This is a genomic window from Nocardioides aquiterrae, assembly GCF_039526625.1.
Classification (GTDB): Bacteria; Actinomycetota; Actinomycetes; order Propionibacteriales; family Nocardioidaceae; genus Nocardioides; species Nocardioides aquiterrae.
The window spans coordinates 80,830-88,818 of the sequence record NZ_BAAAJE010000011.1; the positions used below are offsets into that span (position 1 = coordinate 80,830).

Below are 7,989 nucleotides of genomic sequence, written 5' to 3' on the forward strand. Positions count from 1 at the left end.
AGTCGGAGGGTGCCTCGCCTCCTCCTGCTCGACGGTCACTCGCTCGCCTACCGCGCCTTCTTCGCGCTGCCGGTCGAGAACTTCTCCACGACGACCGGGCAGCACACCAACGCGGTGTACGGCTTCACCTCGATGCTGATCAACGTCCTGCGCGACGAGCAGCCGACCCACGTGGCGGTCGCGTTCGACGTCTCCCGGCAGACGTTCCGGATGGACGAGTACGCCGAGTACAAGGCCAAGCGCAATAAGACCCCCACCGAGTTCAGCAGCCAGCTGCCGCTGATCGAGGAGGTCCTCAACGCGCTGCGCATCCCGTTCCTGAAGAAGGAGGGCTACGAGGCGGACGACATCATCGCCACCCTGGTGACCCAGGCGCTGGAGGACCCGGAGATGGAGGTGCTGATCCTCACCGGCGACCGGGACTCGCTCCAGCTGGTGACCGAGCGCTCCACCGTCCTCTACCCGATGCGGGGCGTCTCCGACCTGGCCCGGATGACGCCCGAGGCGGTCGAGGCCAAGTACGGCGTGCCGCCGGCCCGCTACCCGGAGCTCGCCGCGATCGTGGGGGAGACCTCCGACAACCTGCCCGGCGTCCCCGGTGTGGGGCAGGGCTACGCCGCGAAGTGGATCAACCAGTTCGACGGGCTCGACAACGTCATCACCCACGCCGACCAGATCACCGGCAAGAAGGGCGAGGCGCTGCGTGAGCACCTCGGCGACGTGATCCGCAACCGCCGGCTCAACGCGCTGGTCTGCGACCTCGACCTCGAGCTGGCGCCGGCCGAGCTCGCCCTCCGGCCCTGGGACCGCCAGGAGGTGCACACGCTCTTCGACGGGCTGGAGTTCCGGGTGCTCCGCGACCGGCTGTTCGAGACGCTGAGCTCGGAGGAGGAGATCGACGACTCCGGCTTCGACGTCGCGATGACGGTGCTGAAGGCGGGGGAGATCGGCCCCTGGCTCGCCCAGAACGCGTCCGCGGGCGAGCGGGTCGGCGTGCACGTCGTCGGGCGCTGGGGCGGCGGCACCGGCGACGTCACCAGCATCGCGCTGGCGACCACCGACGGGACGGCGGCCTGGACGAGCGCGGAGGAGCTCGGCCCGGACGACCAGGCGGCGCTGGCCGGCTGGCTGGCCGACCCCGCGCAGCCCAAGGTGCTGCACGACGCGAAGGGCCCGATGCTGGCGCTCGCGGCCTGGGGCCTGCCGCTGGCCGGGCTGGACCGCGACACGGCCCTGTCGGCGTACCTCGCCCGTCCCGACCAGCGCTCCTACGACCTGGCCGACCTCACCGTGCGCTACCTCAAGCGCGAGCTCAAGCAGGGCGGCGCCGACGACGGACAGCTCAGCCTCGACGGGCTCGACGACGAGAACGCCGGCGAGGTCGAGATGCTGCACGCCCGGGCGGTCCTCGACCTGGCCGCGGCCCTGGACGACGAGCTGGAGGAGCGCGGCGGCACCCGCCTGCTCAACGAGATCGAGCTGCCGCTGGTCGACCTGCTCGCGAAGATGGAGCAGACCGGCATCGCGGTCGACACCGACCACCTCGAGGCGCTCGAGGCCCACTTCGCGACCGAGGTGCGCGAGGCGGCCGAGCAGGCGTACGCGGTGATCGGCAAGGAGATCAACCTCGGCTCGCCGAAGCAGCTCCAGGCGGTGCTGTTCGACGAGCTCGGCATGCCGAAGACCAAGCGCACCAAGACCGGCTACACGACCGACGCGGACGCCCTGCAGGCGCTGTACGTGAAGACCGAGCACCCGTTCCTGCTGCACCTGCTGCGGCACCGCGACGTCTCCCGGCTCCGCCAGACCATCGAGGGCCTGCTCAAGACCGTGGCGGGCGACGGCCGCATCCACACCACGTTCAACCAGACGATCGCCGCCACCGGGCGGCTGTCGAGCACCGACCCCAACCTCCAGAACATCCCGATCCGCACCGAGGAGGGCCGCCGGATCCGGGAGGGATTCGTGGTCGGTCCGGGGTACGAGTCGCTGATGACCGCGGACTACAGCCAGATCGAGATGCGGATCATGGCCCACCTCTCCGAGGACGACCTGCTGATCGAGGCGTTCAAGTCCGGCCGCGACTTCCACTCGATCACGGCCGCGCGCGTCTTCGACGTGCCTGCCGACGACGTCACCGTCGAGATGCGCGCCAAGATCAAGGCGATGAACTACGGCCTCGCCTACGGCCTGTCCGCGTTCGGCCTCGGCCAGCAGCTCGGCATCGAGCCGGGCGAGGCACGCGGGCTGATGGACGAGTACTTCCAGACCTTCGGCGGCATCCGCGACTACCTGGGCGGCGTCGTCGAGGAGGCCCGGCGGGCCGGGTTCACCGAGACCATCTGGGGCCGCCGCCGCTACCTGCCCGACCTGACCAGCGACAACCGGCAGCGCCGCGAGATGGCCGAGCGGATGGCGCTCAACGCGCCGATCCAGGGCTCGGCGGCCGACCTGATCAAGATCGCGATGCTGAACGTCGACCGCGCGATCGGCGCGGCCGGGCTGGCGTCGCGGATGCTGCTCCAGGTCCACGACGAGCTCGTGTTCGAGGTCGCCCCGGGGGAGCAGGAGGCGTTGGAGACGCTGGTCCGCGCGCAGATGGGCGCCGCCGCCGACCTCGCCGTGCCGCTGGACGTGTCAGTCGGCTTCGGCCGGAGCTGGCACGACGCGGCCCACTGACGGACGCAGCACCCAGAGGCTGATCACCAGCAGTCCGGCCAGCAGCACCGAGTCGACGGTGATCACGACCGCGAGCAGGCCGCGCAGGCTCGACGTGGTGAGGCCGAGCACGACGAGCACGACGAACGCCGACCACACCAGGTACGCCGAGCGCTGGCCCTGGCGGGCGAGCACCGAGTAGACGAGCAGCTGGAGCATCGAGAGCACGGTGCCGAGGATCGCGAAGATCCAGAGGTGGTCGGAGATCTCCGCGAACTGCTGGCCGCCGACGAACACCAGCGCCAGGTCGGGCAGCAGCGCCGCCCCCGCGGTGGCGACCGCGCCGAGGACCGCGACCAGCCCGAGGCTCGCGGTCAGCGCCCGGCGCCGCTCGCCGACCGTCGCCATCGACGGGAAGGCCACGACCACGACGAACTGCGGCAGGAACAGCACCGCCTTGGTGAGGATCAGGCCGCCGGCGTACAGGCCGGCGTCGTGCTCGGTCAGCACGTTGCGGGCGATGACGATGTCGGTGTTGGAGAGCGCGAAGAACGCGAGCAGCACCTGCGAGTTGTGGAACGACTCCGCGATGACCCGGCGGAAGCCGTGGTCCTCGCTCTGCACCCCCTCGTGGCGCGGCCGGCGCAGGAACCACCAGCCGGCGATCACCGGGGCGCAGGCGCCGATCCCGGTGCCGACGATCGCGGCAGCCTCGGTCGGGTGCCACAGGATCAGGAGGGTGCCGATCACCAGCCGGGGTACGCCGCTGAGCACGTACAGCACCGCCAGCGCCTGCCAGCGCCGCTCGCCCTGCAGGATCCCGGCCTGGCCGCCCATGATCGTGAACGGCACCGAGATGACCGAGATCAGCGCCGCCGTGCCCAGGCTGTCGAGCCGCAGGACGGCGTTCAGCACCGGCGTCAGCACCAGGAGCAGCAGGCCGAGCGCGACCGCCGCACGGTAGGTGACGCCCAGGATGGTCCGCTCGATCTGGGCGACGTGCTCCGGCTCGGCGGCGATCCGCCGCGCGGCCGTCGCCTGCAGGGCGAGCTGGAGCACGGTGATCACCAGCAGCGTCGCCATCAGGCTCGCGAACGCGCCGTACGCCTGGGGGCCGAGCAGGCGGGCCGCGACCATCGTGAACCCGTACGTCGCGACGTTCATGACCGCCATCGCGACGGCGATGGCCCCGCCGCCACTCAGCAGCTGGGTCACGCGACGGGTGGGGGTCACGGGAGGGAAGCGTATGCGAGACTCGCGCGCGTGATCCGCGCCGGTGCCGTGCTGAGGTCGCTGCGGCCCAAGCAGTGGACCAAGAACCTGCTCGTGGTCGCCGCACCGCTCGCCGCGGGCGACCTGGGCGAGCCCGGCGTGCTCGGCCCGACGGTCCTGGCGTTCCTCGCGTTCTGCGCGGCGTCGTCGGCGACCTACCTGGTCAACGACTGCGCGGACGCCGAGGCGGACCGGCTGCACCCGCGCAAGCGGTCCCGCCCGGTCGCCGCCGGCGAGCTGTCCGTGCGGGCGGCCCTGGCGGTCGCGGCCGCGCTCCTCCTGCTCGGCCTCGGCCTCGCCGCGCTGACGCGGTGGGAGTTCGTGGTGCTGCTGGCGTCCTACGTCGTGCTGACGCTGGCGTACTCCCTGCGGCTCAAGCACGAGCCGGTGCTGGACCTCGCGACCGTGGCGGCCGGCTTCCTGATGCGCGCGGTCGCGGGCGGTCTCGCCGCCGCGATCCCGATCTCGGACTGGTTCCTCATGGTGGCCGGCTTCGGCTCGCTGTTCATCGTCGCCGGCAAGCGCTACTCCGAGCTGCACACGCTGGGCAGCGAGGGCGGCACCCGGCGCTCGCTGGTGCGCTACACCGACACCTACCTGCGCTTCGTCTGGAGCATCGCCGCGGCGGTGACGGTCGCGGCGTACTGCCTGTGGGCCTTCGAGAACGCCGGCGCCACCGGCATCCCGTGGCACCAGCTGTCGATCCTGCCGTTCGTGGTGGGGCTGCTGCGGTACGCGGTCGACGTCGACGCCGGCGCGGCGGCCGAGCCGGAGGACATCGTGTGGGGCGACCGGCTGCTCCAGGGCATCGGCGTGGTCTGGGTGGTCGTGCTCAGCCTCGGGGTCCTCGGTGTCTGAGGCGTTCTCCGGCTGGGGGCGCACGGCCCCCTCGGTCGGCCACCCGGTCACCGCGACGGCGGCCGCGGTGCCCGACCTGGTCCGCGGCGCCGGCTCCCGTGGCCTCATCGCCCGCGGCCTGGGCCGGTCGTACGGCGACCCGGCGCAGAACGCCGGGGGAGACGTGCTGCTGCCGCTGCCGACTGAGATCGGCGAGCCGGCCGCGGACGGCACCGTGCGGGTGAGCGCCGGGACGAGCCTCCACGACCTGATGGCGGCTCTCCTGCCCCGCGGCCGGTTCGTGCCGGTCACCCCGGGCACCCGCTACGTCACCGTCGGCGGCGCGATCGCGTGCGACGTGCACGGCAAGAGCCACCACGTGACCGGGAGCTTCGGCCGGCAGGTCGCCGACCTCGACCTGGTGCTGGCGAGCGGCGAGACCCGCACGGTCGGCCCGGACCGCGACCCCGCGCTGTTCTGGGCGACCGTCGGCGGCCTCGGCCTCACCGGCGTGATCACCGCGGCGACGCTGCGCACGATCCCCGTGGAGACGGCGTACGCCGAGGTCTCCACGCAGCGCCTGGCGAACGTCGACGAGGTGCTGCGCGAAATGCGCGAGGGCGACGCCGCCTTCACCTACTCGGTCGCGTGGATCGACACGATGGCCCGCGGCGCCGCGCTCGGGCGGTCGGTGCTGTCCCGCGGTGAGCACGCCACCCGCGACCGGGTGGGCGGCGACCCGCTGCCGGCGCCCCGGCCGCCGCGGCTGGCGGTGCCCCTCACGCCGCCGGTCAACCTGGTCACGCCGCTCGCGGTCCGGGCGTTCAACGAGGCATGGTTCCGCCGGGCCCCCCGTCACCGGACCGGCGAGATCCAGTCGCTCGGGCAGTTCTTCCACCCCCTCGACGGCGTCGCCGGCTGGAACCGCGCCTACGGACCGCGCGGCCTCGTCCAGTACCAGCTCGTCGTCCCCGACGACCAGGACGCGGCCCTGGTCGGCATCCTCGAGCGGATCGCGGACGCCCGGCTGCCGTGCTTCCTCGCGGTGCTCAAGCGGTTCGGGCCCGGCGACCCCGGCCCGCTGTCCTTCCCGATGGCCGGCTGGACGCTGGCGTACGACGTGCCCGCGGACCCCGGTCTCGCGCCGCTCCTCGACGCGCTGGACGAGCAGGTCGTCGGCGCGGGCGGCCGGGTCTACCTGGCCAAGGACTCCCGGCTCAGCCCCCGGCTGCTGCCCGAGATGTACCCCCGGCTCGACGAGTTCCGCGCCGTCCGCGAGAGGGTCGACCCCGACCGCGTGTTCCGCTCCGACCTGTCCCGTCGACTTGCCCTCTGAAAGGCAGAGCCTGATGCTCAACGCCCTCGGCCGGCCCCAGACCCTGCTGCTGCTCGGCGGCACCAGCGACATCGCGCTCGCGACCGCGATGCACTGGCTCCGCTCCGGGCCCCTGCACGTCGTCCTCGCTGCCCGGCCCGGTGAGCGGCGCGACGCCGCCGTCGCCCTGCTGACCGGCCACGGGGCGACGGTCGAGGCGCTCGACTTCGAGGCCGAGGCGACCGACACCCACCCGGCGCTGATCGCGGGGCTCGACCGGGACGTCGACGTCGCGCTGGTCGCGTTCGGCGTGCTCGGCGACGAGGAGCGGGCCTGGCAGGACCACGACGCCGCGGTCCACCTCGCCACCGTCGACTACACCGCCCCGGTCAGCGTCGGGGTGTGCCTGGCCGAGCGGGTGCGGCGGCAGGGCCACGGGGTGATCGTCGCGCTCTCCTCCGTGGCCGGCGAGCGGGTCCGCCGCTCGAACTTCGTCTACGGCTCCGCCAAGGCCGGCATGGACGGCTTCTACCTCGGCCTCGGCGAGGCGCTGCGCGGCACCGGCGGCCGCGTCCTCGTGGTCCGCCCGGGCTTCGTGCGCACCAAGATGACCGAGGGCCGCGACCCCGTGCCGCTGTCGGTGGACGCCGACGACGTCGCCGCCGCGATCGTCCGGGGGGTCGCGAACGGCGACGACCTGATCTGGGTCCCGGGCGCGCTGCGCGGCGTCATGTCCGGCCTGCGGCACGTGCCGCGCGCCCTGTTCCGGAAGCTGCCGCTCTGACCGCGATCCGGCGGTACGTCGTACCGGCGTGGGCCCTCGCCCTCGCCGTGCTGGTGCTCGGCCCGGCGCTGGGGCGCGGCTACCTGCTCACCTACGACATGGTGTGGGTGCCCGACCTCGCGCTCCGGCCGGACTTCCTCGGGCTCGGGCCGGCGCTGCCGCGCGCCGTGCCGTCGGACGCGGTGGTCGCGGTGCTCGACGAGGTGCTCCCGGGGATGCTCCTCCAGAAGGTCGTGCTGCTCGGGGCGCTGGTTCTCGGCGGCCTCGGCGCCGCGCGGCTCGCCGGCCTCTCGACGGTGGCCCGGCTGGTCGCGGTCAGCGTGTACGTCTGGAGCCCGTACGTCGTCGAGCGGCTCTGGATCGGCCACTGGCCGCTGCTGCTGTGCTGGGCGGTGCTGCCCTGGCTGGTGACCGAAGGCGTCCGGCTGCGCAGCGACCCGCGGATCGGCGCGGCGCTGCCGCTCCTCCTGCTCGTCGGCAGCCTGAGCGCGAACGCCGGCCTGATGGCCGCGGCGACCGTCCTCGCCGTCGGCGCGACCCGCCGCACCGGCGCGCGCCTGACGGCGCTCGTCGTCGCCGCCAACGCGCCCTGGCTGGTGGCGGGATTGCTCCACGTCGACACCGCGACCTCCAGCGCCGCCGGCGCCGTGTTCGGCCTCAACCCCGAGGGCCCGCTGCCGGCGCCCCTGGCGGCGCTCACCCTCGGCGGGATCTGGAACGCCGAGGTGGTGCCCGCCTCGCGGGAGCTGCTCGTGCTGCCCCTGGTGCTGACCCTCGCGTACGCCGCGCTGGCCGTCGCCGGCGCCCGACCGCTCGCGCGCCGCCTCGGCCGGCGCACGACCGTCGCGCTGGTCGGGCTCTGGGCCGCCGGGTACGCCGTGGCGGTGCTCTCGTGGGCGGCCCCGGACGCGGTCGGGTGGCTGGCCGGGCACGTGCCCGGCGGTGGGCTGCTGCGCGACGGCACCCGGTCCCTGGCGCTGTGCGCGCCGCTGACCGCGGCGCTGGTCGCGGCGGGCGCGGAGTGGTGCGCCGCCCGGGCGCCGCGGCTCCTGGTCGGCGCCGCCGGCGCGCTGCTCCCGCTCGCCTTCATGCCGGACGCGGCGTGGGGCGTCGGGGGGGGGGG

Annotated in this window: 6 protein-coding genes; 5 read left to right on the top strand and 1 reads right to left on the bottom strand. The window is 73.8% G+C overall.

Annotation, left to right across the window (positions count from 1 at the left end; translation table 11 throughout):
• The first annotated feature begins 9 nt into the window (after positions 1-9).
• Complete coding sequence (gene polA, locus ABD086_RS12690; RefSeq protein WP_343907908.1) at positions 10-2,679, top strand: DNA polymerase I; 2,670 nt, start codon at positions 10-12, stop codon at positions 2,677-2,679.
• On the opposite strand, the gene ABD086_RS12695 is transcribed toward polA, so the two are convergent.
• A complete protein-coding gene (locus ABD086_RS12695) occupies positions 2,638-3,891 on the bottom strand; it encodes a lipopolysaccharide biosynthesis protein (RefSeq protein WP_343907909.1) in 1,254 nt (417 codons plus the stop codon). The genes polA and ABD086_RS12695 overlap by 42 nt on opposite strands.
• 30 nt (positions 3,892-3,921) lie before the next feature.
• Between ABD086_RS12695 and ABD086_RS12700 the strand changes: the two genes are divergently transcribed.
• The 4 genes from ABD086_RS12700 to ABD086_RS12715 form a co-directional block, all read left to right on the top strand.
• Entirely contained in the window at positions 3,922-4,788 is an 867-nt protein-coding gene (locus tag ABD086_RS12700) for a decaprenyl-phosphate phosphoribosyltransferase (protein ID WP_343907910.1), read from the top strand.
• Positions 4,781-6,103 (top strand): FAD-binding protein, encoded by a 1,323-nt coding sequence (dprE1, locus tag ABD086_RS12705; RefSeq protein WP_343907911.1) that lies wholly within the window; start codon positions 4,781-4,783, stop codon positions 6,101-6,103. Before ABD086_RS12700 ends, dprE1 begins: the two co-directional genes overlap by 8 nt.
• Positions 6,104-6,116: 13 nt before the next feature.
• Complete coding sequence (gene dprE2, locus ABD086_RS12710; RefSeq protein WP_343907912.1) at positions 6,117-6,866, top strand: decaprenylphospho-beta-D-erythro-pentofuranosid-2-ulose 2-reductase; 750 nt, start codon at positions 6,117-6,119, stop codon at positions 6,864-6,866.
• A gap of 47 nt (positions 6,867-6,913) precedes the next feature.
• Positions 6,914-7,989 (top strand): MmpA family trehalose lipid delivery protein (locus ABD086_RS12715; protein ID WP_486348031.1); only part of this gene is annotated, 1,076 nt, incomplete at its 3' end.